This is a genomic window from Geobacillus zalihae (genome assembly GCF_030414215.1).
Lineage (GTDB): Bacteria > Bacillota > Bacilli > Bacillales > Anoxybacillaceae > Geobacillus > Geobacillus zalihae.
The window spans coordinates 827,325-851,794 of sequence record NZ_CP129217.1 but is presented as its reverse complement, the minus strand read 5'-3'; the positions used below and the strand labels follow the sequence as shown (position 1 = coordinate 851,794).

The 24,470-nt window shown below is 50.3% G+C and carries 22 protein-coding genes, 3 pseudogenes and 1 riboswitch; of the genes and pseudogenes, 6 read left to right on the top strand and 19 right to left on the bottom strand.

Annotation, left to right across the window (positions count from 1 at the left end; genetic code table 11):
- Positions 1-102: 102 nt before the first annotated feature.
- From QWV57_RS04425 to QWV57_RS04395, 7 genes are all read right to left on the bottom strand, one after another.
- Positions 103-528 carry a threonine/serine exporter family protein gene (locus QWV57_RS04425; protein ID WP_096225633.1) on the bottom strand — a complete coding sequence of 142 codons (426 nt, stop codon included), beginning with the start codon at positions 526-528 and terminating at the stop codon, positions 103-105.
- A gap of 15 nt (positions 529-543) precedes the next feature.
- The gene (locus QWV57_RS04420) at positions 544-1,287 is read right to left on the bottom strand and encodes a threonine/serine exporter family protein (RefSeq protein WP_301102011.1); all 744 of its coding nucleotides are present in this window, start codon (positions 1,285-1,287) and stop codon (positions 544-546) included.
- 839 nt (positions 1,288-2,126) lie between these two features.
- Positions 2,127-2,378: a hypothetical protein gene (locus QWV57_RS04415; RefSeq protein ID WP_223810892.1), complete on the bottom strand. Its 252-nt coding sequence runs from the start codon at positions 2,376-2,378 to the stop codon at positions 2,127-2,129.
- Between the two features lie 34 nt (positions 2,379-2,412).
- On the bottom strand, positions 2,413-2,754 hold the full coding sequence (locus tag QWV57_RS04410; protein WP_223810891.1) for a VC0807 family protein: 342 nt from the start codon (positions 2,752-2,754) through the stop codon (positions 2,413-2,415).
- Positions 2,755-2,799: 45 nt separating this feature from the next.
- Positions 2,800-2,958, bottom strand: a complete 159-nt coding sequence (locus QWV57_RS04405; protein WP_235048605.1) for a hypothetical protein — start codon at positions 2,956-2,958, stop codon at positions 2,800-2,802.
- Between the two features lie 286 nt (positions 2,959-3,244).
- On the bottom strand, positions 3,245-4,417 hold the full coding sequence (locus tag QWV57_RS04400) for an RNA-guided endonuclease InsQ/TnpB family protein (protein WP_020754490.1): 1,173 nt from the start codon (positions 4,415-4,417) through the stop codon (positions 3,245-3,247).
- A gap of 154 nt (positions 4,418-4,571) precedes the next feature.
- Positions 4,572-5,345 carry a diacylglycerol/lipid kinase family protein gene (locus QWV57_RS04395; RefSeq protein ID WP_301100796.1) on the bottom strand — a complete coding sequence of 258 codons (774 nt, stop codon included), beginning with the start codon at positions 5,343-5,345 and terminating at the stop codon, positions 4,572-4,574.
- Positions 5,346-5,545: 200 nt separating this feature from the next.
- Here QWV57_RS04395 and QWV57_RS04390 point away from each other — a divergent pair, with 200 nt between their 5' ends.
- Complete coding sequence (locus tag QWV57_RS04390) at positions 5,546-7,213, top strand: IS1634 family transposase (RefSeq protein WP_023633822.1); 1,668 nt, start codon at positions 5,546-5,548, stop codon at positions 7,211-7,213.
- A 175-nt stretch (positions 7,214-7,388) separates the two neighbouring features.
- Here the strand turns inward: QWV57_RS04390 and murB are convergent, their stop codons facing one another.
- A complete protein-coding gene (murB, locus tag QWV57_RS04385) occupies positions 7,389-8,303 on the bottom strand; it encodes a UDP-N-acetylmuramate dehydrogenase (RefSeq protein WP_015374224.1) in 915 nt (304 codons plus the stop codon).
- Positions 8,304-8,456: 153 nt separating this feature from the next.
- Between murB and QWV57_RS04380 the strand changes: the two are divergent.
- From QWV57_RS04380 to QWV57_RS04370, 3 genes and pseudogenes are all read left to right on the top strand, one after another.
- Positions 8,457-8,606, top strand: a pseudogene (locus QWV57_RS04380) (encapsulin); the annotation flags it as partial.
- An 8-nt stretch (positions 8,607-8,614) separates the two neighbouring features.
- Positions 8,615-8,821, top strand: coding sequence for a 2Fe-2S iron-sulfur cluster-binding protein (locus QWV57_RS04375; protein WP_020754493.1), 207 nt, complete (start codon positions 8,615-8,617; stop codon positions 8,819-8,821).
- A gap of 129 nt (positions 8,822-8,950) precedes the next feature.
- Positions 8,951-9,487 (top strand): HD domain-containing protein, encoded by a 537-nt coding sequence (locus QWV57_RS04370; protein WP_013146000.1) that lies wholly within the window; start codon positions 8,951-8,953, stop codon positions 9,485-9,487.
- A 711-nt stretch (positions 9,488-10,198) separates the two neighbouring features.
- Here QWV57_RS04370 and QWV57_RS04365 read toward each other — a convergent pair.
- The 3 genes from QWV57_RS04365 to asnB all read right to left on the bottom strand — a co-directional run bounded on the left by QWV57_RS04365 (position 10,199) and on the right by asnB (position 16,030).
- The gene (locus tag QWV57_RS04365) at positions 10,199-11,239 is read right to left on the bottom strand and encodes a ribonucleotide-diphosphate reductase subunit beta (RefSeq protein WP_047757707.1); all 1,041 of its coding nucleotides are present in this window, start codon (positions 11,237-11,239) and stop codon (positions 10,199-10,201) included.
- 74 nt (positions 11,240-11,313) lie between these two features.
- Positions 11,314-13,671: a ribonucleoside-diphosphate reductase subunit alpha gene (locus QWV57_RS04360; protein ID WP_083509315.1), complete on the bottom strand. Its 2,358-nt coding sequence runs from the start codon at positions 13,669-13,671 to the stop codon at positions 11,314-11,316.
- A 55-nt stretch (positions 13,672-13,726) separates the two neighbouring features.
- Positions 13,727-13,922: riboswitch (cobalamin riboswitch) on the bottom strand.
- A 200-nt stretch (positions 13,923-14,122) separates the two neighbouring features.
- The gene (asnB, locus tag QWV57_RS04355; protein ID WP_060788692.1) at positions 14,123-16,030 is read right to left on the bottom strand and encodes an asparagine synthase (glutamine-hydrolyzing); all 1,908 of its coding nucleotides are present in this window, start codon (positions 16,028-16,030) and stop codon (positions 14,123-14,125) included.
- 447 nt (positions 16,031-16,477) lie between these two features.
- On the opposite strand from asnB, the gene QWV57_RS04350 reads away from it, so the two are divergent.
- Positions 16,478-17,368 (top strand): C39 family peptidase, encoded by an 891-nt coding sequence (locus QWV57_RS04350; RefSeq protein ID WP_060788693.1) that lies wholly within the window; start codon positions 16,478-16,480, stop codon positions 17,366-17,368.
- Between the two features lie 29 nt (positions 17,369-17,397).
- Positions 17,398-17,550 (top strand): annotated as a pseudogene (locus QWV57_RS04345) (multicopper oxidase domain-containing protein); the annotation flags it as partial.
- A 41-nt stretch (positions 17,551-17,591) separates the two neighbouring features.
- Here QWV57_RS04345 and copZ read toward each other — a convergent pair.
- The 8 genes and pseudogenes from copZ to QWV57_RS04305 all read right to left on the bottom strand — a co-directional run.
- Positions 17,592-17,795: a copper chaperone CopZ gene (gene copZ / locus QWV57_RS04340; RefSeq protein WP_011230404.1), complete on the bottom strand. Its 204-nt coding sequence runs from the start codon at positions 17,793-17,795 to the stop codon at positions 17,592-17,594.
- 21 nt (positions 17,796-17,816) lie between these two features.
- Entirely contained in the window at positions 17,817-20,213 is a 2,397-nt protein-coding gene (locus tag QWV57_RS04335; protein WP_301100784.1) for a heavy metal translocating P-type ATPase, read from the bottom strand.
- Between the two features lie 15 nt (positions 20,214-20,228).
- Entirely contained in the window at positions 20,229-20,540 is a 312-nt protein-coding gene (locus tag QWV57_RS04330) for a metal-sensing transcriptional repressor (protein WP_013523213.1), read from the bottom strand.
- Between the two features lie 148 nt (positions 20,541-20,688).
- Complete coding sequence (locus QWV57_RS04325; protein ID WP_301100781.1) at positions 20,689-21,240, bottom strand: NADPH-dependent FMN reductase; 552 nt, start codon at positions 21,238-21,240, stop codon at positions 20,689-20,691.
- Positions 21,241-21,376: 136 nt separating this feature from the next.
- Positions 21,377-22,819, bottom strand: coding sequence for a glycoside hydrolase family 1 protein (locus QWV57_RS04320; protein ID WP_020756879.1), 1,443 nt, complete (start codon positions 22,817-22,819; stop codon positions 21,377-21,379).
- 115 nt (positions 22,820-22,934) lie between these two features.
- Complete coding sequence (locus QWV57_RS04315; RefSeq protein ID WP_033006882.1) at positions 22,935-23,135, bottom strand: hypothetical protein; 201 nt, start codon at positions 23,133-23,135, stop codon at positions 22,935-22,937.
- Positions 23,136-23,140: 5 nt separating this feature from the next.
- Positions 23,141-23,428 carry a ferredoxin family protein gene (locus QWV57_RS04310; RefSeq protein WP_165754979.1) on the bottom strand — a complete coding sequence of 96 codons (288 nt, stop codon included), beginning with the start codon at positions 23,426-23,428 and terminating at the stop codon, positions 23,141-23,143.
- Positions 23,429-23,443: 15 nt separating this feature from the next.
- Positions 23,444-24,436: pseudogene (locus QWV57_RS04305) on the bottom strand (FAD-dependent oxidoreductase); the annotation flags it as partial.
- Between the last annotated feature and the right edge of the window lie 34 nt (positions 24,437-24,470).

Here is a 24,470-nt window from a genome sequence, read left to right as displayed (position 1 = left end):
GCTGTTTAAAATCAATAGAAAAAACATGGTTATATTCATTATAATATTCAAGCAAACAAATACAACGATAGGCAAATGATTGGAAAAAACAACTACACGCAGTTAAGGGCGGCGCTTGACCAGTTGGTTGACGACCTCAGAAAAAATGAGCCCCATCGCAATCGCCCCAGAAATCATGAACGCTTTTGCCGCCAACGGAATCGCTGCATTGTAGTCGTTCATGACGACATGACGCATCGCTTCAAATGCCGTCCCACCTGGAACGAGCGGGAGAATGCCAGGAACAATAAAAATGGTTGCCGGCGCCCGATAGCGCCGAGCAAACGCATTGCTTAAAAAGGCGACGAAAAACGCGGCTATAAACGTCGCAATCACACTGTCTACGCTCGAACGTACAGCAAACGTATAGGCCGCCCATCCGCTCATCCCGACCAATCCGCTATGCGGCAACAGCCGCGGCGGAACATTAAAAATCATGCCAAACAACGTTGACGCCACAAAGCTAAGCAGCAACTGCATAACAATCATGACCTGTGCTCCCTATCATCGAATAGATAAAACAAAGGCGATGCCAGTGCCGATCGCAAACGCCGTCAAAAACGCCTCAGCACCGCGCGACAAACCGGCGATCAAATGGCCGGCCATTAAATCGCGCACCGCATTGGTAATCGCCAGCCCCGGCACGAGCGGCATCACCGAGCCAATCATCATGTTTCCTACGTCCCTGACAAATCCGGCCCTTTCCATCAACAGCACGATCCCACCGGCGACAAAAGCGGCAAAAAATTCAGCGAAGAATCGGATTTTCACAAACCGATGCACCATCTCAAAACACCAAAATGCCACCCCTCCGGAAAAAAGCGATGGGAAAAAGTGAACCATCCCTCCAATCAATGACGCAAAACAAGCACTCGCTAACGCTGCGGCGGCGGTTTGCTGCCAAAGAGGGTAACCCATCGGGGCGCGCCCGATATCCTCGAGCTCCTTTCGCGCCTTTTCAAGCGTCAATTCACCGCGGCTGATGCGCCGGGAAATATCGTTCACGACCGCCACTTTCGCTAAATCAGTCGAACGCTCGGAAATGCGGATCAATCTGGTTGAGTCTGTCCCTTCAATAGAAAAAATAATGGCCGTTGGTGTGACATAACCATGGGAGCGCGGCATGCCAAACGAAGCAGCGATGCGCGTCATTGTATCTTCCACCCGATACGTCTCTCCGCCGCTTTCAAGCATCAATTTTCCCGCTAATAAACAAACCTCAACAATATCATCCACCCGCTCCGTCATAACCGGTTTGCTCCTTTCGTTTTCGCTCGGCATGGCATTGGCCATCCCGTTTTCCCCTGCCGGGCGCTCATCGCAAAAACAAACTCCCACCAAACAAATTGGCAGGAGCCGCCTCGGATATCGTCTTTGTCAAACTTGTTTCCATTATAGCAAACAAGCGGTTGACTGCCAAACCGTGAAGGAACTCTCACCATTTCCCTTTCTTTCCTATTTTTCTGTTTCTTTCGCCTGATTTTTCGCTCCCACAGTCGAAAAATAGCGCACCGGCGGAAGACGAGACAGCGGTTCAACAAAATGAACAAACGAACACCAGCACAAAAATAGAAACGAACTCGTCCCCCACGCAAGCGATCAAGATAGAAACAAAAGGGAATATGTACCATAAAACTGCTGCCAGCGCCAAAGCAAACGGTCAAAAACACCAAGCGGCGGTTGCTGTGAACAAACAAACAGAGTCTCGTGTCTCGGTTTCCCATTCACAACAACTGAAGCAGGCAGCTGCACCGCAAGTGAAAGCCGACCATCCGGCAGGCCAAGGGAAACAGAACAAGCAAGAAAACAATAGAAAATGAGTTCCGAATGACATACTCCCGCCACCTGCGTATTATGAGTTCTTCATTTAAGATGAGAAAGGGGCTGACCCAAAAGGCTGTCTGACTTCAAGATAGACACGAAATATAGTGCGGAAGAAGCGGTCAATGCCGTATATAGAGAGACGAAAGGGGGTGTCCTGATCCTTTTGGGACACCCTCTTGGCGTTTGGCCATGTGCAACGCCGCTCCCTTTTCCCTGTTTCTTCAGTTGCCCGTTTTGCTTTCGACCGCTTCTCTCCTTTACGCTCACGTCGAATGATGGCGGTTCTCCCGCTCCGAGATGATTTTCGAAATACGGACAAACCCCAACATACAGAGAATCGTGATCCCCCAACCAATGCCTTCGCGAATGACAATCGCACGGTCAAACGCTTCGACGTCGTAGCGAACGATCAAGTACGCCTTAATCGCCGCCAACAGCCCGTCGCGCAAAGCAAAACCAACAGTGATCCATTGAAAAAGTGAAAAGACATCACGTTCCAAAAACCGTCTTTTCATGACCGAGCGCGGAGCCCCCTGCATTTCCACAAAATCAAGAGAAAAATAAAGCAACAACGGGCGCTTGACAACGACCGTCACCAAAAAAAAAGACAGACAAAACAATCGAGTACCAGACGTCATTCCATAACATCTGCAACGCAGAGCCAGCGAATATGTTCAACAGCGTACTAACGGCCAGATTAACAATCAAAAACGTGCCGAACCATTGCACTTTGCGAATACGCCAATAGCGATAAACGGTATAAACCGCTCCCGGCACGGTACAAATCAACATCGCCCCGTACTCCCCGACCGGGCTGCGCAATGCATGCCAGAGCATGATCGGAAACACCACATAGAATACGACATCAAACATGACCATCCGCTTCCCCACCACTTGTCTCCTCACTCCCCCTTTCTCTTTTCACATACGCCCTCATCATCCACCGAGTTCCGCGCCAATGACTCGCATCCTTTTAGCCTCAATCCAAGCCGACACCTCTCCCACCCCCGCTTCCTCTCCATCAGCGTGAACGGGGACAGGAGCGGCAGGGCGAATGTGCACGTTCCGCCCGGCAAACACGGAAACTTCTTTCATTCGCACATGCCCGCCCCAAAATACGGATGAACCTCCCCCACTTACGCCTGTAGGCGTCGAAGTGGGGGTTTCTTGTCGAAAACCAACCAAGAAGAAGCGAAACAACGTTTCTTGGTGTCCGCAACGCGCAACACCATCTTCTTGATTAGTTTTAGACAGGGAACTCAATCCCTAGTGGTCATAACGGCAGATATCTCCCGACATCTTGCCTCCCACCGTAAGCAACTATGGTGCGAACGGATTTCTCCTCCCATAGGGGCGGTCCGACCCATCTACTACTTCTCACTTACGTGATCCGTAGATACGTTGGCGGTTGAATGGAAATCGGGATCATTTTCCCGTATAAATATTTTGTTAAGATATTGCTTGCGCCGTGAATGTCGCGATGCTGCTCGTAACCGCAAGCACAACGATAATTGCGATTTTTCACTTTGTTTCGTTTTCCACAAACAGGGCATGTTTGTGACGTGTAAGATTCATCCACCTTTTCAATGGTAATGCCTTTGGCTTCTAATTTGTATTTCAAATAGTCATAGAGTTTGCCAAAACTCCAGTTGGACAATTTCTGATTCGTATTTTTATTTCGTTTCTTTTTGGTATTGCGCTGTACTCCTTCGACATCACCAACAACGACATGTTTGATTTGTTGCTCCAAACACCAGTCCACAAATTCTTTCGTCGTTTTATGCAAACAGTCTTTCAGTTGTGCTTCGCTTTTCGATAAAATATATTGCTTCGCACGGTTATATGTTTTCCATTTCCTTGATCCTTTTTTGCAGCGGGACATCAGTTTTTGCAGTTCTGCCAATTTTTTATTTCTCAATCGATGAATGGAACGCATTTTTCTTCCGGTGATGATGATGCTGCTTCCGTTTTCACTGACGGCACTGATGGCGTGAATCTCTCCTTGGTCAACAGCGGCGATGTTGGTTCCAGTAGAAGAAGATGCTTGTTTTCCGTCCTCATAAGACAAACAAAACTTGAGTCCTCGGTCATAGACGAGTTCGACTTCTTTGACTTCCCCTTCCGGAACATGGTGGAGTTTTATTTTTAATTTAGGAAGGCGCTTTCCATCCGGTCCTTTCGTGTTGCCGAGACTTAAGTAAAGGGTGTTTTTTTCTATCGAAAAAGCTTGATCGACCCATTTTGGGTTGAAGGTTTTCTTCATTTTGTAAGGGAAACGGATGTTTTTATCACTTTTTCTTGCTTCTTTGGCAGAATCCCTTGCTTGCAAAAATTTATGAGCGACGGCTTGGATGGTTTGACTGTGAATAGGGTATTTGCCTTTTAGCTCTTTTTGTAATTCGGTTTGGGTGATCCAATGATTCCCTAAACGATAATAATAACGGGCTAATTGCACACAATCATTCCAAATCACCCCACAAATCCGTCGGATGTGGAATAATTTCTCTATAGTTTCTTTGTTCGCAGAAAAGCTTGTTTTTACGGTTCGGTACATATTTTCACCTCCTTACTTACTAATATAAAGTATTTATTTTCGAAAATATATATTCTTTTTCATTGATTTACCCATTTTTTTCTTTTTTTTGATCAAAAGTAAAAAAAAGAACGCCGTGTATCCCCCACCTACGCTTCGCTTAGAGGTGGGGGACTTACGGCGTATGGGTTGTTAAAAACAGCGCAAGAATTTTCCAACGCTGCATCGGCCCTACGACCGTCACATGAAGCAAGCCGTCATCACCCCGGGCGGACGGGGCGATGCGCATACCTCCGCCGTAGTACGGATGATTGGACACAGTCGCCATCCAAGCTTGCTGAAATGAATAGTTTCGCCCGTCAATGCAAATGTCAAGATCGACGGGTCGATAGCGGAATAGCTCTATCACTAAATAAAGCACGTAAATAAGCGAGCCAAGCCCAAAACGATTGAACCGCCCTTTCCATGCCGAACGGTTGGCCATGCGGGCGATATGGGCGTCAAAACCGCAGCCGACGCTGTTGGCAAACGCGCCGTCGGGCACGGCGCTGCTGGCAAAACGGCCGAGATCGAAAGACAAAACCCTGCCTAGCCGAACGTCACTCAACAGCCGTTGGAGCGCCTGTTTCGATGTTCGGGCAAGCCGGAAGCCGCGGACAAAGTCGTTTCCCGTTCCGGCCGGAATGCAGCCAATCGCAACGTGCGGAAACGAACCCGCTCCGTTCACCACTTCATGCACGGTCCCGTCGCCCCCGACCGCCGCGATCACCGTCGGCTCAGCGCTTTCCTCGCCAATTCGTCGGGCGATTTCCTTTCCTTCCCCCTTTCGGGTCGTCCAATATGCCTGGTAGGCGATTCCTTCCCGATCGAGCAGCGGTTGCAGCTGCTTCCAAATCGACACGGACCGGCCGTTTTTGGCGGCTGGATTGATCATGAAATAAAGGTTCATCCTCTCCCCCCATTCATAATCCCTTTTCTTACCCCGAGTTCGACAGTTTTGAGGCCATTTTAGGCAAATGAAAATGGCCAAAATGCTGTTATATCAAAGATTTCGCGATGCGGATCCTAGAAAAAAACACTGAATTTCATAGGCACACGACTTGTTTATTTTAACTTTTAAAACAGCTGAATATCGGTTATAATATAGGCATGTACATACGGCGAGTAACACGCAAAAACAAAGATGGAACGACCGTGGCGTATCTCCAGCTTGCTCACAACGAATGGGATCCGAAGGCCAAATATGCGAAAGCGAAGGTGATTTATTCGTTTGGGCGCGAAGACGAGGTGGATCGCGCTGTCTTGGAGCGTCTGGCCAAAAGCATTTCGCGATTCCTTTCTCCTGAGCAGGCTTGGGAAATCGAGACGTTGACAGGAGAAGTGTCGGATGACTTTCAGTTTCAATCAAGCAAACGCCTTGGTGGCGCTTGGCTTTTGGATCAGCTCTGGAGACAACTGGGATTGGGAGAGATTCTCCACTCCTTGTTTGCCTCCCGACATCATCAGATTCCGTTGGAACGGCTGATTTTTGCCATGGTGGCGAATCGTGCCCTTCATCCGTCAAGCAAGTTGGCGATGGAGGAGTGGGTGGAGAAAGACGTGCATATCCCTCATCTTCCCCAAGTCGCCAGCCACCAGTTGTACCGGGCGATGGATGAGCTGCTGGCTGTGCAGCCGGAATTGGAACGCCAAGTGTTCCATGCCGTGGCCGATTTATTGAACCTGGAAGTCGATTTGATTTACTTTGATACGACTTCGTCGTACTTCGAAGTGGATCCATCCGAAACACCAGAAGGAGAATCGCTTCGAAAGCAGGGGTTTTCCAAAGATAAGCGTCCCGATTTGGTCCAAATCGTCATTGGACTGGCCGTTACCCGGGAAGGAGTCCCCATTCGCGCTTGGGTATGGCCTGGCAATACGATGGATATGACGGTCATCAAACAGGTGAAACAAGACTTGATTGGCTGGAAGCTTGGGCGTGTGATCAGCGTGATGGACCGCGGATTTTCGTCTGAAGAGAATTTGCGAATCTTGCAACAGGCCGGGGGACACTACATTGTCGGCGAAAAGATGCGGTCCGGCAAAGCTGCCGTCGAAGAGGCCCTAAACCGTCGCGGGCGCTACCAACAAGTTCGCGAGAACTTGCATATCAAAGAAATCATCGTGGGCGACGGAGAAGCGCGTCAGCGCTATGTTCTCGTGTACAATCCCAGCGAAGCCGAACGCCAACGCAAGGAACGGGAAAAGCTGCTCGAATCGCTGAAAGAGGAGTTGGAGGGGCTTCGCCAACTCCCCAATGAAGCTCATCATAAGGCCACCTGCCGGCTGCGTTCCCATCCGTCCTACGGAAAATACTTGCGTCAATTGAAGGATGGAACGCTTCGCATCGACAAGCAAGCGGTTCGTGAAGCGGAAAAGTACGATGGCAAATATCTCATCCGAACCTCCGATGACACCTTGTCTGCCGAGGATGTCGCGCTCGGGTATAAGCAACTGGTGGATATCGAGCAGGCCTTTCGGACGTTGAAATCAACACTCGAGCTGCGCCCCATGTATCATCGCTTGGAAGACCGTATCCGGGCGCATGTGCTGCTCAGTTGGCTGGCTCTCTTGCTGGTTCGGATCGTGGAGATCCGAACTCATGAATCGTGGCCGAAAGTAAGAGACGAATGCGAGCGTCTCATGCTTGGACATTTTTCTTCAAAAAACGGCGACCTTTATCAACGAACCGAACTGACGGCCAAACAAGCGCTATTCCTTGCGGCTCTAGGGCTGGAACCTCCTCCAAAGATTCTAGGCATCCACCCTCGCACCTAGATACACGCCCGAAGTGTGCCCAAATGCCTCCGATCCCTTTTGTATCAAGGGGCGAGAGGCATTTTGTTTGCCTAGTGACTGTCGAACTCGGGCTTACCTATTGGCGGTTTGTTTCATTTTTCCTCTCGGCGAAATAAGAAAAATCCGAACCCGCAAACCGGATTCGGATCCTCCGTCATTCCTCGCCAATAATTTTGACTTCTAATTCCAGATCGACCCCGAATTTTTCTTTCACTGTTTTGCGCACCATGTCGATCGTCGCGATGTAATCGGCAGCCGTCGCATTGTTTTTGTTAATAATGAATCCTGCATGCTTCGTCGACACTTCCGCACCGCCGAATCCTTTTCCCTGAAGGCCGCTGTCTTGAATGAGCTTGCCGGCGAAATAGCCCGGCGGCCGCTTAAACACGCTGCCGACCGACGGATACTCAAGCGGCTGTTTCGATTCGCGCTGAAATGTTAAATCATCCATTTTCGCCTTGATTTGTGCATAGTCGCCCGGCTGCAGGGAAAAGACGACTTCAAGCACAATATCATGCGTCCGGCTGATGATGCTTGTTCGATAACCGAGCTCCAGTTCCTCGTTTGTCAATGTTTTCAACTCGCCGGCGAGCGTCGCCACCTTGACATGGTCAAGCACATCTTTCACTTCCCCGCCGTACGCTCCGGCGTTCATCATAATCGCCCCGCCGACCGACCCCGGAATGCCGCAGGCGAACTCCAACCCGGTGAGATGTTGTTCGAGCGCGAACCGCGACACCGCTTTAATATCCGCCCCGCTTTGGGCGATCACGTTGTTTCCTTCACGCCAAATGCGGTTGAGATGCTTCAGCTGCATGACAATGCCGCGCAGCCCGCCGTCGCGGATGATGACGTTCGAACCGTTGCCGAGAAGGGTAAACGGCAGGCCGTACTCCTCTTTCAGCCGCAGCACCTCGATGACTTGCTCGTACGTTTCCGGCCAAACGAGAAAATCAGCCTTGCCGCCGATCCGCACTAATGTATGGTTTTTCATCGGCTCATCGCGCAGGACGTTTCTTTCCCCACAAATCTCTACGAGTCTTTGATAAATATGTTCCGCACGTTTCATCGTTCTGTCTCACCTTCTTCGCTCATTCCATGCCGCTTGGCGGCATTCATTCCACATCGTTTCCATTATCGCCGGAATCGCGCCGCATATCAAGTGGGCAATGTTCCTTATTCTGTTTTATTCCGGACCAGGAGAAAAGGTGACATTCGAAGTGACATTGAACAGGCGAAACAGCTCGGCAGCCCGATCGACTTTTCCGCCGCCGCCAACGCCGCCCAGCAGTGCACGCTGCTCGAGGACGATTTGATTTTCAATGGTTCAACTGAATTTGGTTTGTCATTCAAATCGAACAAAAAGGGAAAACGTTCACCGTGCAGCCAGCCCCCGGCGTTTCGCTTCTTGACGCCGCCCTAGGACAAGGTGTTCTGCTCGATCACAAATGCAAAAAAGGAACGTGTGGCCGTTGCATGGTCACCGTTCTGGCCGGCGCTCACCTTCTCGCTCCGAAAACGCGGCGCGAGCGCGAAAAAACGGATCAACCAGCCAAACGGCTTGCCTGCCAAGCACAAATCCAATAAGCCGAGCGCTATTTTAGCACGATCGGCTTATTTTTTCCCATGCAACCGCTCCCACCTACTTTCTCTCATTGCCTGACTCTTTACGCCATGGTATGATGGTGAGAAATACAAAAAACGGAGGGGATGCCTATGAGAACGGTCACCTTAACCGACGTCTTTGCCCATCCGATTGCGCAAAAATATTTAAAACGATCCGGCCTCGCCCACGCCATCACCGCGGCGTACCATGCCTACCACCTTGCCCTCCGCCACGGAGTGAACGTCGACTTGGCGACAAAAGCGGCACTGCTTCATGATATCGGCCATTACACATGGTACAAAAACGGCCGTTGGGACTACGAACAATACCGGCAAAACGACATCCATGCCATCAAAGGGGCCGAGCGCGCCCATAAGCTGCTGATCCGCCTTGGCGAACATCCGCAAAACGCTAAGGAAATTGCCCTGGCGATTTTGCTTCATACCGATTCCTACCTTCCAGAAGGAGAATGGAAACGAACGCCGCTTCAAGCCATCGTCAAATGGGCCGACGAAGCCGACGAGGAGCCCGGCGGCCGCCACCATTATCGAACGATCAGCGACGACTTAGCGTGGAAAAAAATCCGCCAGCTCGACGAACTCGTCAGCCGTCAGCACGGAAAAGAGCGGCTCGGGGATATTGTTTGACCGCTTGCCTTGATGTCGCCATTCCCCTTGAACAGACGCGAAACATCGCCACGAACAATGTATGCTCTGAACGGAAACAGCTCACCCTTTCATCAGGTGGGCTGCTCGCGCGCCAGCGACACAGAACGATACACACCATCGAATGCCCTCTTATATCCTCATCGTCCACTCACGCTTTAAGACTGCTTGGCACCATCTGTCCCGCCAAAACGCCCGCTGCCGTTCTTCCTAAAAAACGGAAAGCCTTGGAGCACCGTCGCAACGCACCGTTTTCCTGCACTTACCGCTCTCTTCTTCGTAAATGTTCAATTTAACATCTTTCCGAAAGAAGTCTCCCACTTCGAAGCGAAGTGAAAGTGGGAGATGAATGTCGGTTGGCGTCAGCCAACGAATAGGATAGAATATGGCTAGAACGGACACCTTCGGAACGAAGGGAAGCGTAAAGGGTTCTTGTGTGTGGCTTACCGTTCGGCGAACACACACAAGTCGCTCGAAGCCCCCATCTCTAAGCGAAGCGTAGGTGGTGGGTAGTTCACAAGGACGTTTTTTCTCATTATACCAAGGTAAGGCGCCCAAGCCTACCGTCCGACAACAAGCCGCAACATCTCTTTTCCTTTTCTCTTCCCCATTGTATAATGCAGCGAGAATCCCTCCGTTAATCATGTTTTCCGGTAAAAAACCGCGTTGGACGATGCCCCAACGCGGTTTTCCTTACAGCTCATCAAACCCATTATCCACTTGCACTTTCGTATATTGGCGCGGTTTTTGCTCGAAGAAGTCTGATTTGCCGAGGTCGACTTCTTCATACGCTTTAATCCAGCGGAGCGGGTTCGTCCGGTAGCCGTCAAACGGGCGGTCAAATCCGAGCTGGTGGGCGCGGACGTTGGCGTAAAACTTAATGTACGCTTCCAAATCAGCCAAGTCGATGCCATCGATGTCATTCCCAATGATTTCCCGAGCCCATTCGATTTCCAGCTCTGCCGCTTTCATAAACGTGTTCCGGACGAAATCGGCAAGCTCCGGCGTCCGATACTCCGGGTATTCGTTCAACACTTCCTTGAAAATTTTTGTAAACAAATCAACATGAATGTGCTCGTCACGGTTGATGTAATTGATCATCGTGCTCGTCGCCACCATTTTTTGCTGGCGCGCGAGGTTGTAGAAAAAGGCGAACCCCGAGTAGAAAAACAATCCTTCTAAAATAACGTCAAAGACGATCGACCGCAGCAAGTTCTCCACATTCGGCTCTTCGGCAAACGCCTTGTAGCCGTTCGTCACAAAATCGTTCCGCTTGCGCAGCGTCGGTTCGTTTCGCCAAAAGTCGAACACTTCATCTTGCTTTGCTTTCGGCACAAGGCTCGAGAGCACGTACGAATACGAATGGTTGTGAATGACTTCCTGCTGGGCAAGCATGATCATCAAGGCATTGATGCTTGGATCGGTAATGTAATCCGCCACACGTCCCGCGTAATCGGTTTGAATGCTGTCAAGCAGCGCCAACAGGCCGATGATTTTCAAAAACGCCTCCTGTTCGCGGGCGGTCAGCTGCGGAAACTGCTTCACATCTTGGGCCATATTGATTTCAAACGGCGTCCAAAAGTTGGCGAGCATTCGCTTATATTTCGCATACGCCCATGGGTAGGCGATATCGTCCCAGTTCAACACATTCGAGCAGCGGCCGTTGATGATGCCCGTCGAACGGTTCGGCGCCTCTGGATCCATAATCGGCCGTTTGACTAAGCTGATTGTCATGATCCATTCCTCCCTTTCAGCTAAGCTTCGGCGTGAATCTTTCCCCGGAATCGGCAACGTCCGGGGGAAGACCGTCAGCTCGCGCAAGAATCGCACTCGTCGATCGTCCCCGATGTCGAACGCACGTAATACGTCGTTTTCAGCCCCGACTTCCACGCCGTCAAATGCAAATCGAGCAGCTCTTTTGCCTTAATCGTGTTCACGACGTAGAAGTTAAAGGAGATGGCTTGGTCGATATGGCGCTGGCGGGCGGCGTTTTGCTTGATGCTCCAGCGCTGGTCGATATGGTACGCCGATTTGTAATACCATGTCGTCTGTTCGTTTAAATCCGGCACCGTAACGGGAATCTTATAATCTTTCTTTTCCTCGGCGTACACTTTTAAGAAAATCGGGTCAATGCTCGCTGTACTGCCGGCGATGATCGACGTCGAGGCGTTCGGCGCCACCGCCATCACATAGCCGTTTCGCATCCCATAGCGGGCCACGTCTTGCTTCAGCCGATCCCAATCCAATTCACCGTGGCTTTCGTAGCCGCGCCGCTCAAAATAAGCGCCTGTCTGCCAATCCGATCCTGGAAACGCCGGGTAGCTCCCTTTCTCTTTGGCGAGCTCCATGCTCGCTTGAATCGCCAAATACGCGATCGTTTCATACAGCTCGTCGGCATAGCGGACCGCTTCGTCCGACTCCCAGCGAATGCCTTTTAACGCCAACAAATGATGCCAGCCAAAGGTTCCAAGCCCGACAGCGCGGTATTTTTCGTTCGTCAGGCCGGCTTGCAGCACAGGGATATTGTTTAAATCAATGACATTATCGAGCATCCGCATTTGAATCGGGATCAGCCGCGCCAAAACGCCGTCGGTCACCGCCCGCGCCAAGTTGATCGACGATAAGTTGCAGACGACAAAATCGCCTGGGATTTTCTCAATGATGATCGTCCCGTCTTTCACATATTGCCGCTTCGTCACTGTCGGGCTTTGGTTTTGCGCGATTTCCGTGCAAAGGTTGCTGCAGTAGATCATCCCGAGATGGCGGTTCGGGTTTTGCCGGTTCACTTCATCGCGGTAAAACATAAACGGCGTCCCCGACTCGAGCTGGCTGCGCATAATGCTTTTCATCACGTCGATCGCCGGCACTTTTTCTTTCGACAGCCTTGGTTCGTTGACGCATCGCCAATATTTCTCGCGGAAACTCCCGCGCCCTTTTTCCTCATCATAAAAATCTTCCAAGCTAAACCCCATCACCTTCCGCACTTCATGCGGATCAAACAAGTACCAGTCGCCGCGCTGTTCGACTTGCTCCATGAACAAGTCCGGAATGCACACGCCGGTGAACAAATCATGCGTCCGCAGCCGTTCGTCGCCGTTGTTGAGCCGCGCATCGAGAAACGCAAAAATGTCTTTATGCCATACATCCAAATAGACGGAAATGGCCCCTTTGCGCTGCCCCAGCTGATCGACGCTCACCGCTGTATTGTTCAACTGCTTCATCCACGGGATGACGCCGGAGGAAACCCCTTTGAACCCTTTGATGTCGCTGCCGCGCGAACGGATTTTGCCTAAATAGACGCCGATGCCGCCGCCCGATTTCGACAAGTTGGCGATGTCGGTGTTGCTGTCATAAATTCCTTGCAAGCTGTCATCGACCGTATCGACAAAGCAGCTTGAGAGCTGGCCGTACGACTTCCCAGCGTTGGCAAGCGTCGGCGTCGCCACGGTCATGTATAAGTTGCTTAACGCCCAATACGCTTCCTTCACGAGCGCAAGCCGCTGCTTTTGCGGTTCATTCGCCATGAGCGTCATGGCAATGACCAAAAACCGCTCCTGCGGCAATTCATACAACCGCCGCTCATAATCGCGCGCCAAATACCGGTCCGCGAGCGTGCGCAGCCCAATGTACGTAAACAGCTTGTCCTTCTCCGGATCAAGAAACGCACCGATGGCGTCGACTTCTTCTTTCGTATAACGTTCAAGCAAGAACGGACTGTACACCCCTTGTTCCGTCAGCGCAACAAGCAGCGAGTAGAAATCGCCATACCGCTCGCGTTCATCGTACCCGCGCTGCCGCGCCGCTTCACGGTACAATTGCCGCAAATACAGCCGGGCGCACACAAACGTCCAGTCCGGCTCCTCTTCATCAATGTAAGAAAGTCCTTCCAAAATAGCCGTTTGGTGCAGCTGTTCTACCGTGACGGACTCCTTTCGGCTAAGAAGCTGCCAAACACGCTCGACGTATTCATCAAGCGACAGACGGCCGAATCCAGCGGCGGCTTGCCCAATCAGCGACGCAAACTCTTCACGTGAAAACGAAACCGGCTTCCCTTGGTCATCGAGGATGATCGTTTTCGTCAATACGGTCATTCGTTTCCCCACTCCTTCAATAAAAAATCCGCTCGGGCAGGCGAGCGGATGAAACGACAGACGGAAAAAAGGCATACGAAACCCTTTTTCTTTTCCCCTATCGTTTCATCTTCTCACACCCCGAAGAACATGAAACGTTCCAAGCAAGGCAGGTCTCCTGACTCGTGCATCGTCCTACTTTGGGGCCTTCCCAGCGGCGCGCCGAACGGCTCTTGCCGCCAGTGGCCATCCCATTTCGTCCGCACATACAGTTGCGGGGGCAGTTCCGGATTCACACCGGATTCCCTATTAAGTCCTGATGGACACCATTGCTTGGCAGAACGATATGTAGTTGTACAACAAGACTTCAAAACCAATATATAGTATTTAGCATCCTGATGGAACAAGCATATACCAAAACCGGGAAAATTGCAAGAGCGGGAGAAAGCAAATTTTCTCTTTCGCTTCGCCAAAGGCAAGGAAACTGTCCGCACCATCGAAAAAGGCGTTCTAGGTGTCGCCCTTAGAACGCCCTGTCGTTTCCCTGCTACGCCTCCAAAACAGACGCTGGCCGCTCCTCGCTTTGTGCGGATGAAGCAAAATCGTACTTCTTTTCCACATACACTTGATGCCAAACCATAAACGCCAACACCGTCCACAGCTTGCGGCTGTGGTCCGCCTTGTGGCGGGCATGTTCATCCAGCAGCCGATGGAGCACATCCTTATGGAACAGATGATCGGTTTCGCTTTCGTGGATGAGCTGTCTCGCCCAGTCATACATTTCGTTTTTCAGCCAGTGGCGAATCGGCACGGGGAACCCTAATTTTTTCCGGTTTAACACATGATCCGGCACGATGCCTTCGGCGGCTTTACGTAAAATATATTTCGTCGTACCGTTGGCTATCTTCATATCAGGGGCGATTTGCCTAGCAACCTCAAATACCTTTTTGTCTAAAAAGGGAACGCGCAGCTCAAGCGAATGGGCCATCGTCATTTTGTCCGCTTTGACTAAAATATCGCCCCTTAGCCATGTATGAAGATCAATATACTGCATCCGGTTGACGGGCGGGTCATGAAGCGTTTCGCGGTAAAACGGAGCCGTCACCGCCGTATATTCGCACCCTCCTCGGTACGTTTTGAGCAGCGCCGCTTTTTCCTTTTCGCTATAGATTTTGGCATTGCCGACATACCGCTCTTCAAGCGGCGTCGTGCCGCGCTCCAAAAAGCTTTTTCCTTTCATCCCGTCCGGAAGCAGCTTCGCGATCATCCGCAACACCGCTTTTACGATGTTTGGCATACGCACAAACAGCCGCAGCGACTCTGGTTCGCGGTAAATGTTGTAACCGCCGAACAGCTCGTCCGCCCCTTCGCCAGAAAGCACAACCGTGACATGCTTTCTCGCCTCACGAGCGACAAAATAAAGCGGCACCGCCGCAGGATCGGCAAGCGGATCGTCCATATGCCACATAATTTTCGGTAGCTCTTCCATATACTCCTGCGGTGAGATGACATAGCTAATGTTGTCTACCCCAAGCTTCTCTGCGGTTTCTTTTGCGACATCAATTTCGCTGAACCCTTCCCGCTCAAATCCGACGGAAAAGGTCTTCAGGTGCGGATGGAATTGTTTCGCGATGGCGACGATGAACGATGAATCAATGCCTCCCGACAAAAACGCACCGACCGGCACATCGCTGCGCATATGGACGCTGACCGAATCAAACAGCGCATCGCGGATTTGCTTGACAAGCTCCTCTTCCGATTGGCGAATGGGGTCGAAGGATGCCTTCCAATAACGATGAATCGTGAGCGGTTTTCCGACTTGTTTCTTGAGATAATGCCCCGGCTCCAGCTTGTAAATGCCGGCCGACATCGTCAGCGGCTCAGGGACATATTGGAATGTTAAATAATGCTGCAGGGAATCGCCGTTTAGCGACTCCTGTCCCAGAGCGAGCAAGATGCTTTTCTTTTCCGAAGCGAAAAACGTGCGGTCTCCTTGCTCCGCATAAAAAAACGGCTTAATGCCGAACGGATCGCGCGCCGCAAACACCGTTTTCTCTTGCTTGTCCCAAATGACAAACGCAAACATCCCGCGCAGTTTTTCGACCGCTTTTTCTTTTTCGGCGCTGTAAAGGGCGACAATCACCTCAGTATCCGAATGCGTCGCAAACGAATATCCTTTCGCCGCCAGCTCCTCCCGCAATTCAAGATAGTTGTAAATTTCCCCGTTAAAAATGATCCAATATCGATCGTTTTCATAAGACAGCGGCTGATGCCCCGCCTCCAGATCGATGATGCTCAGCCGCCGAAAGCCAAAACTCACGTATTCATCAAAAAAATACCCCTCATCGTCGGGGCCGCGATGGGTAATCAGGCGGTTCATCTCCATCAACGTTGTTTTCCATGTTTGCTCAATCGCTCTCGGGCGATCATGAATACAGCCAATAAAACCGCACATGGCGATGATTGTCCCTCCACTTTGCTAAGAAGAATCCAAAAACTAAACGAAAAACCTTTTTGTTTAAAACTAAAATTATGGATACAAAGATACTTTCGGCTCTTCACCACAAAGTGTACTTGACAAAGAAAGACGATTATGATAGAGAAAATCAAAACAGCATTTTTCCTTTTTATACCACACATCTCTTTGAGCAACATTGCTATCATGTTTGTCTTTAAAAGTCAAGTACATCTTTTGGTGATGAACCATACTTTCATTCTATCGTACACAACGTCAAGTTTCAAAAACAATCTGTTTCCATTTTTTCAGGAACACTGCTTGCAAGATTTTCAGTTCCTCATAATATTAACGATAAAGTATGGAGAAAGTGTGAATTTCACCATTTTTGCACATCGATCTGTTACGATAAAAACACACACGTATTACAAAGGAGTTGAGAATGGCTTGTTAGCGTTTATCCTTTTTTTGACTTTTCTCATCGTTTCCCTTTGTTTTGTTCTCTTGAGAAGCCCTCTGAACGGGAGGATGAATCAACGGTCGCTCGGATTGTATATTTCGTGTTTCTTGCTATTGGCCGCCTCATTATCCTATTATGCAAGCTCGGCCCAGATAGGCGATGCCATCAAAGCCTTCATACAGAACAGAAACAGCAGAGAAACCGACCCGTCCCCGAGCAATCAAGCAAAGGAGGCGAATCGATCAGCTGCCGCTTCAAAGAAACAATCGCTAAAGACATCCGTCCTGATTGACGCTCCCCTTTTGTCTCAGCTTCCGGAACTGCCGAGGGGATGCGAAGTAACCAGCTTGGCCATGCTCTTGAATCATGCGGGCATTCGCGTCGATAAGATGACGTTGGCGAAACAAATCAAGAAAAACCCTACTCCCTATCAAGTGCGGAATGGCCAAGTGTTTTACGGACACCCAAATGAAGGGTTTGTCGGCGATATGTATACGTTATCGAAGCCTGGATACGGCGTGTACCATAAGCCGATCAAGCAGTTGGCTGAGCGGTACTTGCCGAACCAAATCGTCGACTTAACAGGGCAATCGTTTGAGAACATCTATACATACTTGGCCAAAGGCACACCGGTTTGGGTGATCACCAACACCACCTTTCGTCCTCTTCCTCCCTCTGCCTTTCGGGAATGGCAAACCCCGCAAGGCCCGATCAAAATCACGTACCGGGAACACGCGGTGCTCATTACGGGATACGATGAGCAGTATATTTATTTCAATGATCCATTGACCGCTGTCAAAAACCAAAAAGCGCCGAAACAAGACTTTATCGACGCTTGGGTTCAAATGGGACGGCAGGCGATTACCTACCACCGTTAGACATCGGTGAATCCGAATCGCTTGCCTTTTTTGAATTTACCGCAACCGTGCCGGGAACGTATTGGTATCATTCCCATCAAAAAAGCGCCGAGCAAGTGGACAAAGGACTGTACGGAACATTAATCGTAGAACCGAAAAATGAAGAAAAAGTCGATCGAGATTACACGCTTGTATTCGATGAATGAAAAGTGCCCCGTCATCACTTCGGGGCACCTTCCGTATGTTATTTCACATCATATCCTTGCTCTTCAATCGCTTCTTTCAGTTTTTCTACGCTGACCTTTGTTTCATCATACTCCACATCAACCGTACCTTCTTGCAAATGCACCTCTACACGGCTGACGCCATCCAACGCTTGAAGGGCATTGGTCACCGCCGCTTTGCAATGTCCGCATGTCATTCCTTGTACTTGTAATGTAATCGTCATCATCCATTCCTCCTTAAATGTTTATAGTTTCACGCGTTTCAAACGAAGCGCATTGGTAACAACCGACACCGAGCTGAACGCCATCGCTGCCCCCGCGATCCATGGTTCTAATAATCCGAATGCGGCGACCGGAATGCCGATCGTATTATAAAACAACGCCCAGAACAGATTTTGCCGAATGTTTTTCATCGTTTGGCGGCTCAACTCAATGGCTTTCGGGATATGGCGCAAATCGCCGCCGACCAAGGTCACGTCCGCGGTCTCGATGGCGACATCAGCTCCCGTGCCAATCGCCATCCCAATATCCGCTTTCGCAAGAGCTGGAGCGTCGTTAATCCCATCGCCGACCATCGCCACACGTTTTCCTTGCTTTTGCAATTCCTCGACGATGTTCGCTTTGTTTTCCGGGAGCACCTCGGCGTACACATGCTCAATGCCGACTTCATTGGCGATCGCTTCCGCTGTCCGTTGATTGTCCCCTGTTGCCATATAGACATCGATGCCCATTTGTTTTAATGTTTGAATCGCTTCTTTCGAGCTTTCTTTCACCGTATCCGCGACCGCAATGATGCCGGCAAGCTGTCCATCGATGGCAACGAGCATCACTGTTTTCCCTTGTTTTTCAAGCTCTACCATTTTATCTTCATGCACAGAAATCGCTACAGAGCGTTCCTTCATCAATTTTCGCGTCCCAATAAGGATGCTTTTTCCGTCAATGACAGCTTCAATTCCGTGGCCGGTAATGGCGGAGAAGTGCTCCAATGGCTTCAGCGAAATCGCTTGTTTCTTCCCGTATTCAACAATCGCATGAGCCAGCGGATGCTCCGAAGCGCTCTCGGCGGAAACCGCATAATCGAGCATGTCCTCGCGGAAGGCCAGCACATCGGTGACTTCCGGTTTTCCTTTTGTCACGGTTCCTGTTTTATCGAGTAATACGGCATTGATTTGATGCGTTCTCTCTAGGTACTCACCTCCTTTAAAGAGAATTCCCTGTTCTGCCCCTTTGCCGGTGCCGACCATAATCGATGTCGGTGTGGCCAAACCGAGCGCACAAGGGCACGCGATGACAAGAACGGCGATGGCCGCCTCAAGCGCTTTCGCCAAATCACCCGGCGCAGCAAAGAAGTACCAGATCATAAATGCAACAACCGCAATTCCGACAACAATTGGTACGAAAATACCCGAAATGACATCCGCCATCCGCTGAATCGGAGCTTTCGAACCTTGTGCCTCTTCGACGATTTTAATGATATTGGCAAGTGCTGTATCTTTTCCTACTTTTTCTGCTCGAATGGTCAGCACCCCATTTGTATTCATGGTCGCTCCGATCACATAGTCGCCTTCCTTCTTATCAACCGGAATCGATTCACCGGTAATCATCGATTCGTCTACGGAAGAGGCGCCGGAGATGACTGTACCGTCCACCGGGATTTTTTCTCCTGGCTTGACAAGGATCGTATCGCCGATCACCACTTCCTCGAGCGGAACTTTCATTTCTTCCCCATTACGGATGACAGTAGCTTCCTTTGCCTGCAGGCTGACTAGCTTCGAGATCGCTTCGGTTGTTCGCCCTTTCGCAAGAGCCTCAACGTATTTTCCGACAAGCACAAGCGTAATCAAGACGGCGCTTGTTTCAAAATACAACCTTGGCATATATTGAGGATTCCCAAGCGTTCGCAACGCTTCATACAAGCTGTAAACGTACGCGGCCGATGTTCCAAGCGCTACTAGGACGTCCATGTTCGCGCTCTTGTTTCGCAACGCCCGGTACGCCCCGACATAGAAAGGACCGCCGATGTAGAACTGAACCGGTGTAGCGAAAAGAAGCTGGAACCACGGATTCATCAAGAGCTGCGGCATCGGCAAGCCCATATCAAACGGCATATGAGCCAGCATCGTATAAAGCAGCGGCAACGATAAGATGATAGAAATGGCAAGTTGCCGTTGTTTTTGTTTCAACCGCTCTTCTTTCCGGCCAGCATCGTCTTGTTCTTCGTTTCGAATTTGCCCCTTATACCCAAGCTTTTTGATTTTCTCTAAAATGTCTTCGACAGATGTAACACCCTCCTTGTATTCGACCACCGCGCTGTTTGTCGCCAAGTTGACAGCAGCGCTTGTCACACCTTCCATCCGATTTAACCCTTTTTCAATCCGCGTCGCACAGGCCGCACATGTCATTCCTTCAATATCAAGCGTCACTTTTTCCGTCGCAACGCCATACCCCAAATTCTCAATTTTCGTTTCGATATCGGCGATCGTTTGCTTCGATGGATCGTATTGAATCGTGGCTTTTTCCATGGCCAAATTGACATGGGCTTTGACGCCTTCCATCTTATTCAATACTTTCTCAATCCGATTGGCGCACGCGGCGCATGTCATGCCGGTCACCTTCAGCGTCACGGTTTTCGGCTCCCCCATTTCCCGTTTCCCCCCTTACTTCGAAAATTGTTTCATCACATCCATCAATTCGCGAATCGATTCGTCTCCGCTCCCTTCACGGATCGCTTTCGCCACGCAATGGCTCACGTGGCGTTCAAGCAGCTGCAGCCCGACTTGGTTCAACGCCGCTCTGATCGCAGAAATTTGCACTAAAATATCGATGCAATACCGATTGTCCTCCACCATTTTTTGCACCCCGCGCACTTGCCCTTCAATGCGCTTCAAGCGCTTGATGATGCGTTCGATTTCCTGTTCCGTTCGTGGAACCATTTTTTTATCCACATGATGATCTTCATAATGGTTCATCAAACATCACCTCTTTTCATTACATTATACCGGTAATGGGTATAAAACGCAACATAAGCTCCTTAATACAAATCATGCCCACCATCATCAAGCCAATTGTTCAGCTGACTCGGACTCATTGCCTACCGAAAGAAAAAGCGAACGGTGCTCACCGTCCGCTTTGGGCAATCCATTGAACAAACCGTTCGATCACCTGATCCAACAATTGGATCGTTGCTGCGTCCGTCAATTGCCCCGATTCATCGAACTTTTGGTTCACAAAATTAATCAATACCTCGTTCCCGGCAGGCGGCAACACTTTCGCAGCCAGCCCCGGGCTTTGCAAGATTTGGCGCAAATGAAGCTGGGCTCGGATTGTTCCCATCATCCCTGTCGATACTCCGACAATCATCACGGGTTTATTGACCAACACTTTGTCCACACGCGACAGCCAATCTAGCGCGTTTTTCAGCACGCCGGGAACGGACCAATTGTACTCCGGTGTCACGATCAAAACCCCGTCCGCATTGGCTACTTGCCGCTTGAATGCCGCCACGACTTCGGGCGGATCGAGTTCATCGTCTTGATTGTAATGCGGCAGAGCGCCGATATCGGCAATGTCCAATTGGAATTTGTCTTTGTACCGTTCTCGCATAAACTCCGCTAATTTCCGGTTATATGAGTCTTTTCGCAAGCTTCCGACAAGAGCCACAATGTTCATCATTTTCGTCCTCCTTCAAATGGGGTTGATGGTCAATTTCCCTCGCAGCGCAAGGCGAGCACGCATTCCCTTACTATTTTGCCGTTCGCTTCCAGCAGCTGCCTTTTGCTTCAAATTCCCCTTGCGGTCATTCCCATTATAACTCTTCCCCGTTCGTCGCGATGACGTTTTGATACCAATCAAACGACTTTTTCTTTCTCCGCTCGAGCGTGCCGCTGCCGTCATCGTGTTTATCGACGTAAATCAACCCGTACCGTTTTGAAAACTCGCCGGTCGAGGCGCTCACGAGGTCAATGCAGCCCCATACGAGATAGCCAATCAATTCGACGCCATCGGCGATCGCTTCACGCGCTGCTTCGATATGACGGCGCAAATAGTCAATGCGGTAATCGTCGTGAATCGAGCCGTCTTCTTCCACTTTGTCATGCGCCCCAAGCCCGTTTTCCACAATAAAAAGCGGTACGCGATACCGATCGTACAACCGGTTTAAAATGATGCGCAGCCCTATAGGGTCGATCTCCCAGCCCCAGTCGCTCGCTTTAAGGAACGGGTTTTTCACCCCATCAAATACGCTGCCGGGGATGAGCTCATCATCCATCTTGTCTTTTTTCTGGGTGACGGACATATAGTAGCTTAAACCGATATAGTCGACCGTATGCTTCTTGATCAGTTCCAAATCCCCGTCGCGAATATCGAGTTTCACCCCGCGCTCGTCGAACACGCGTTTCATAAAGGATGGATACTCGCCGCGCACTTGAACGTCGGCGCAAAAGAAATTCAACAGCCGCTCCTCTTCAAGTGCATGCATGACGTTTTCTGGATTGCAGTCGTACGGGTACACGGGGGCGGCGAGAATCATGCAGCCGATTTTTGCGTCCGGAATGATCTCGCGGCACGCCTTCACCGCCAGGCTGCTGGCGACAAATTGATGATGGAACGCTTGAAACAACTCTTGATATTTCGTCTCTTCGCTTTCCGGCACAAATCCCATGCTCATGAGCGGAAAATGGAGCGCACCGTTTATTTCGTTAAACGTCAGCCAATATTTCACTTTATCTTTATAACGCTGGAAAATCACCTTGGCGTAACGTTCAAACAACGTTACCAGTTCGCGGCTCCGCCAGCCACCGTATTCTTTGGCCAAATGGAGCGGCATTTCATAATGGGAAATCGTCACCACCGGCTCAATCCCGTATTTATGTAACTCATCGAACACCCGATCATAGAAGGCAAGCCCTTCTTCATTTGGCTCAAGCTCGGTGCCGTTCGGGAAGATGCGCGTCCAGGCGATCGATAGGCGGAACGCTTTAAATCCCATCTCAGCAAACAGGGCTATATCCTCTTTATACCGATGGTAAAAGTCGATCGCTTCATGGTTCGGGTATGTATACTTCTCTTTATCAATGGCAAACTTTAGTCCTTTCTCTTTCAGCAGCTGCTGTCGTATTTTCCCTCCCGGAAGCACATCGGCAATGCTTACCCCTTTGTTTCCTTCGCCAAATCCTCCTTCGATCTGGTTGGCCGCCGTCGCTCCTCCCCATAAAAAGTTGGTGGGAAACGCCTCGTTCGTTGTAACCACTAGTCAGTCCCTCCTGTGCAAGTATGCCTCCCCACTAGCTTACCACAAACGCCGCTCCGCCTACACCGACGAATGCTTCGTTCCGCTGTTTCTTCTCCCCCATAAAAAACCATCCTTACAACGGGTGGTTGACATCGGAAGAAACACGAATCGTTTGCCTTTTCGTCAACTCCACATCGACCGTTAACAGCTCTTTTTTCTCCCAACTGACGAAACGGTCTTCCCATAACACGTGGCAAGAGTGAGCATTCATTTCAAGCACGATTTCCCTCGCCCCATCACAGGCAAAAATGACGCAATCCCCGATGTGGAACATAACGATCACCCTAGCCGAAAGACGATCCCGTGACCGCCTCTCGGATACTCCCAACGAATATTTTCATACGGACAGCCGATGCGGCAGCTGCCGCATTCATGGCAGCCTTCATAACCGACATGCATCCGCGTTCCCTCCCATTTATACACCGCCGCCGGGCAGAAAATCGTGCAAATTTTATCCGGGCATTTCGTCAGGCAAATGTCGTGGTCAAGGACGTGAAGGTGGGACTTCGTATCGGCATTAAAGCGGATTAAATATTGTTTTTCCTCAATCGTTGGCAAATGACTCATTATTTCATCACCTCCCCATACCTTGAACACATCACGCGCCAATTTGAGTTTTTCTTTCACCGAGCCAAGATCGCGCCAAATCTTTTTCTGTTTTTCCCATTTCGATGCCCCATCGACCGTAAACATGTGGCTGGCCGCCCGGTTGAGCAGCGGAATGTAGCGTTCAAAATATTGCGGGAACGCATCAAAATGATGGGTTGCATCTTTATACTTCTTCAAGTCTTGGACAATAAAGCTCTCCATCAGTTTCAGTCGATAATGGTCAAGCATGCTCTCCGAGAAATCGTTGTACGTTTTTGCCATAATGATCGTTTCGGCTGCCAGGCGTCCGGAAGTCATCGCCATGTTCGATCCTTCGCGGTGAATGGCATTGACGAGCTGAGCGGCATCCCCAACGACAAGCACACCGTCCCCGACCACTTTCGGCATCGAGTGGTAGCCGCCTTCCGGGATCAAATGCGCCAAGTACTCGACCGGCTCGCTCCCTTGGAGATACGGCCGGATCATCGGATGGTTTTTGACATATTCGAGCAGCTCGTACGGTTTGATTTTATGTTTGATCAGCCCGGAAAGCAGCGTGCCGACGCCGATGCTTAAGGTGTCTTTATTGGTGTATAAAAATCCGGTTCCTAATATGCCTTTTGTTGCATCGCCGAGCAGCTCGATCGTGCATCCTTGCTCCGGATCAAGGTTGAAACGTTCTTCGATCACTTTTTTATCGAGCTTGACAATGTCCATCACTGCGAGCGCGACTTCATCCGGCCGCCATTCACGGTGAAACCCGAGCTGTTTCGCCAAAAGCGAGTTCACGCCGTCCGCCAGCACGACGACATCGGCATACACCTCGCCGTCCGGGCGGTCGGTGCGGACACCGACGACGCGGCCTTTTTCAACGATGCATTCGAGTGCCACCGTTTCACAAACGAGCAACGCCCCTTGTTCGACTGCTTTCTCGGCAAACCATTGGTCAAACTTCGCCCGCAAAACGGTAAAGTTGTTGTACGGCTCGCAAATGATCCTCGAATGCCATCAAAAGGTCAAT

What these genes read in the sequence shown, in the direction of transcription:
- QWV57_RS04310 (WP_165754979.1), bottom strand. Translation starts at nt 23,428, where the DNA reads ATGAGTCATTTGCCAACGATTGAGGAAAAACAATATTTAATCCGCTTT.
- QWV57_RS04395 (WP_301100796.1), bottom strand. Translation starts at nt 5,345, where the DNA reads ATGAACCTTTATTTCATGATCAATCCAGCCGCCAAAAACGGCCGGTCC.
- QWV57_RS04360 (WP_083509315.1), bottom strand. Translation starts at nt 13,671, where the DNA reads ATGCCTTTTTTCCGTCTGTCGTTTCATCCGCTCGCCTGCCCGAGCGGA.
- QWV57_RS04370 (WP_013146000.1), top strand. Translation starts at nt 8,951, where the DNA reads ATGAGAACGGTCACCTTAACCGACGTCTTTGCCCATCCGATTGCGCAA.
- QWV57_RS04335 (WP_301100784.1), bottom strand. Translation starts at nt 20,213, where the DNA reads ATGGGGGAGCCGAAAACCGTGACGCTGAAGGTGACCGGCATGACATGC.
- QWV57_RS04425 (WP_096225633.1), bottom strand. Translation starts at nt 528, where the DNA reads ATGATTGTTATGCAGTTGCTGCTTAGCTTTGTGGCGTCAACGTTGTTT.
- QWV57_RS04405 (WP_235048605.1), bottom strand. Translation starts at nt 2,958, where the DNA reads ATGAAAGAAGTTTCCGTGTTTGCCGGGCGGAACGTGCACATTCGCCCT.
- QWV57_RS04315 (WP_033006882.1), bottom strand. Translation starts at nt 23,135, where the DNA reads ATGTTCCACATCGGGGATTGCGTCATTTTTGCCTGTGATGGGGCGAGG.
- murB (WP_015374224.1), bottom strand. Translation starts at nt 8,303, where the DNA reads ATGAAACGTGCGGAACATATTTATCAAAGACTCGTAGAGATTTGTGGG.
- QWV57_RS04330 (WP_013523213.1), bottom strand. Translation starts at nt 20,540, where the DNA reads ATGAACCATTATGAAGATCATCATGTGGATAAAAAAATGGTTCCACGA.
- copZ (WP_011230404.1), bottom strand. Translation starts at nt 17,795, where the DNA reads ATGACGATTACATTACAAGTACAAGGAATGACATGCGGACATTGCAAA.
- QWV57_RS04400 (WP_020754490.1), bottom strand. Translation starts at nt 4,417, where the DNA reads ATGTACCGAACCGTAAAAACAAGCTTTTCTGCGAACAAAGAAACTATA.
- QWV57_RS04325 (WP_301100781.1), bottom strand. Translation starts at nt 21,240, where the DNA reads ATGAACATTGTGGCTCTTGTCGGAAGCTTGCGAAAAGACTCATATAAC.
- QWV57_RS04365 (WP_047757707.1), bottom strand. Translation starts at nt 11,239, where the DNA reads ATGACAATCAGCTTAGTCAAACGGCCGATTATGGATCCAGAGGCGCCG.
- QWV57_RS04420 (WP_301102011.1), bottom strand. Translation starts at nt 1,287, where the DNA reads ATGACGGAGCGGGTGGATGATATTGTTGAGGTTTGTTTATTAGCGGGA.
- QWV57_RS04390 (WP_023633822.1), top strand. Translation starts at nt 5,546, where the DNA reads ATGTACATACGGCGAGTAACACGCAAAAACAAAGATGGAACGACCGTG.
- QWV57_RS04415 (WP_223810892.1), bottom strand. Translation starts at nt 2,378, where the DNA reads ATGAAAAGACGGTTTTTGGAACGTGATGTCTTTTCACTTTTTCAATGG.
- asnB (WP_060788692.1), bottom strand. Translation starts at nt 16,030, where the DNA reads ATGTGCGGTTTTATTGGCTGTATTCATGATCGCCCGAGAGCGATTGAG.